The 2,692-nt window shown below is 38.6% G+C and carries 3 protein-coding genes; all 3 read right to left on the reverse strand.

What is annotated here, in order from left to right; genetic code table 11:
• Positions 1-694: 694 nt before the first annotated feature.
• The 3 genes from D1094_RS18270 to D1094_RS18280 all read right to left on the reverse strand — a co-directional run bounded on the left by D1094_RS18270 (position 695) and on the right by D1094_RS18280 (position 2,599).
• Positions 695-1,105 (reverse strand): DUF4279 domain-containing protein, encoded by a 411-nt coding sequence (locus tag D1094_RS18270; protein WP_118961531.1) that lies wholly within the window; start codon positions 1,103-1,105, stop codon positions 695-697.
• A 533-nt stretch (positions 1,106-1,638) separates the two neighbouring features.
• Positions 1,639-1,884: a hypothetical protein gene (locus D1094_RS18275; protein ID WP_118961532.1), complete on the reverse strand. Its 246-nt coding sequence runs from the start codon at positions 1,882-1,884 to the stop codon at positions 1,639-1,641.
• 493 nt (positions 1,885-2,377) lie between these two features.
• Positions 2,378-2,599, reverse strand: coding sequence for a hypothetical protein (locus D1094_RS18280; protein WP_118961533.1), 222 nt, complete (start codon positions 2,597-2,599; stop codon positions 2,378-2,380).
• Positions 2,600-2,692: the final 93 nt, after the last annotated feature.

Genomic DNA, 2,692 nt, shown 5'->3' on the forward strand with positions numbered 1-2,692 from the left:
CCCAGCAACACGACTAACCAAACCGTGACTTTTGAGCCAAACACGAAAGCTAGAACAAAGTTAATGACTTTACCGCAAGGTGTCTTAAAAAGCGTAAAGTCTATTAACGACAAACACCAAAACGGTTAGGCGAAAACTGAGGCGTAACCCACCAAACTAACCTTGAAAACACTGTTCTTACAATAAAATAATAACTCGATTTCGTGTTGCCAAATAACGTTTATATTAAACGGCAAAGTAACATTGGCTATAATCGCGAAGCGATGGCCAACTGTTACGTGTCCGATTTGAATTATCTTGTTATTTGATGGTAGCGGAAAACTACCAACGAAAACAAGAGCTTTTATATGTTTGGCAGCCCGACCGTAGAAGCAAAAAATACCCAGCAACACGACTAACCAAACCGTGATTTTTGAGCCAAACACGAAAGCGAGAACAACGTTAATGACTTTACCGCAAAATGTCTTAAAAAAGCGTAAAGTCTATTAGCGTTAAACACCAAAACGGTTAGGCGAAAACTGAGGCGTAACCCACCAAGCTAACCTTGAAAACACTGTTCTTACAATAAAATAACAACTCGATTTCGTGTTGCCAAATAACGCCTCGTTAAGAGGCAAAAAATTGTTGGCTAAAATTAGCGACGAAGGAGCAAAAGCCAACTGTTTTTTGTCCTTTTAAACGACTTGTTAGCTCTCTAATGCTTATAGGTATCAATATCTATAAATGCCCCAATTTCGCCTAGAAACTTTATTGTACTTGGTTCAAAGCCAATTGCTGGAGTCGAATGCTCTTCGTTGACTGAAAACCATAATACGACTTCAAACCTGGGAACCAAGTTATATGACTCAATTACACTTTTAAGTTTGTCCTTTATTGGCACAAGAGTATCAGTAATTGATTCTGCCATAGCAAATACATCAATGTAGTCGTTAACAACATTTTCAGTTGATAACTCCCAAGAATTTTTAGCTGGTATTTTATTGGGAACTTTGGAACCCTTTCTCTTCACAGACGTTGGCGACATGCCTAAAAATGCTGTGACATCATCAGGTTCGAAGTCATCACCATCAAGTGAGAAATAAACCCTTCCTTCGTTTGTTGCCAAACCTGCCTCCTACTCCTAGAGAGCTAACGCCACATTAAGCGGCAAAAAATTGTTGGCTAAAATAAGCGAGGCACGAGCAAAAAGCCAACTGTTTTTTGTCCGATTGAATGCCTTGTTAGTTGCTGATAGTTAAACACATTTAGCTCACCAACAACACTAAAAATTAATTGATGGAAGTGAGAATTAAAAAACACCCACCGCAACTTTGCCGCCTTACGTGAACTTTGAGCCGTTTACGGCTTTTGCTAATTGTTTTTACCTTACAAAACTAAGGCGAAAACTGTTTAACCAAAAGCACGAGATGACTTTTTAAAACTAAAATTTGAAACAACAAAGGAAGGAAACAAACACCAGTCCTTTGATGTGAAATACCGCACGTTTAATAAATAAATTTACTCGAATAAGTTGCGGCAACTAACGCCTCGTTAAGAGGCAAATAATATGTTGGCTAAAATAAGCGACGCAGGAGCAAAAGCCAACTGTTATTTGTCCTGCTTTAACGACTTGTTATGTGTAAATTGCTGATATACCGACTATAAAAAACTAAGCAGTAATAGTAAACCTATAATTACCGAACCAAATAATAGGTATTTACCAAAGGTCGAATTATCTTGGAGAGTTTCTTGATGTTGCGCTTTTAATTGAGCCACTTGTGACTCATTTAACTCGGAACAATGAATACATTTATCGTCTGGTTTAGGTGTGTATAACTCACATCTATCACAGCGTTTTTGTTTTGGCTGCTTTGCTTTCCATGCTGCACTCATACCAATTGACATGACAACTTCCTTTTACACATAACGCCCAAATAAGCGGCGTTTAATAGTTGGCTAAAATAGTGAGGTACGAACGACAGCCAACTGTTAAACGTCCGACTTAATTTGCTTGTTAGGTGAAGTATTTCAGTAAATACAAAACCTAAAGCAAACCCTAAAAGTTAATGTTACATTCGCCACTTTACAAACACAACTGCTAGATTTTGAGCCACAACACCAAACAGTAAAAAGCTAATTCGCAAGAACATTTTGTTTTTAATAATGCCCGCAGACTATATTAGCGAAAGTGACGTAGTTTTTGGCGAAACACTCCAAAACCATTTATAGAAAACACAAACTCTAAAACATGATTGGCAAATACTTTAAACAATAGAATGAAAGTGGCGATTCCACCTAACGCCCGCATAAGGGGCTGATAACAGTTTGCTAAAATGTGCAGCGAAGCGGAACCGAGCAAACTGTTAGCAGTCCCGTCTTAATGCGCTTGTTAGGTTAATTAATCACCGTCACCGCCAGAGTCACTGCTAGAACCACTATCACCATCATCGGTTGATATGTCGATAAGATCTGGAAACAGGGCAGATAATATTATGCCTCCACCAATAATTAATGGTAACCAAGTGAATATATCAGAACCATCCTCAGAAACTAAGGTTAAGCCGTACCAACCTATTACTGCACCAATAATTAATTGCGCTATTCGTCCAGCTGTACTCATGAATTTCCTTATTAACCTAACGCCACAATAAGCGGCTTGTAATTGTTGGCTACAATGTGAAGCGAAGCGGAACCGAGCCAACTGTTACGAGTC

The sequence above is a fragment of the Colwellia sp. RSH04 genome, assembly GCF_003545765.1.
Taxonomy (GTDB): domain Bacteria; phylum Pseudomonadota; class Gammaproteobacteria; order Enterobacterales; family Alteromonadaceae; genus Colwellia.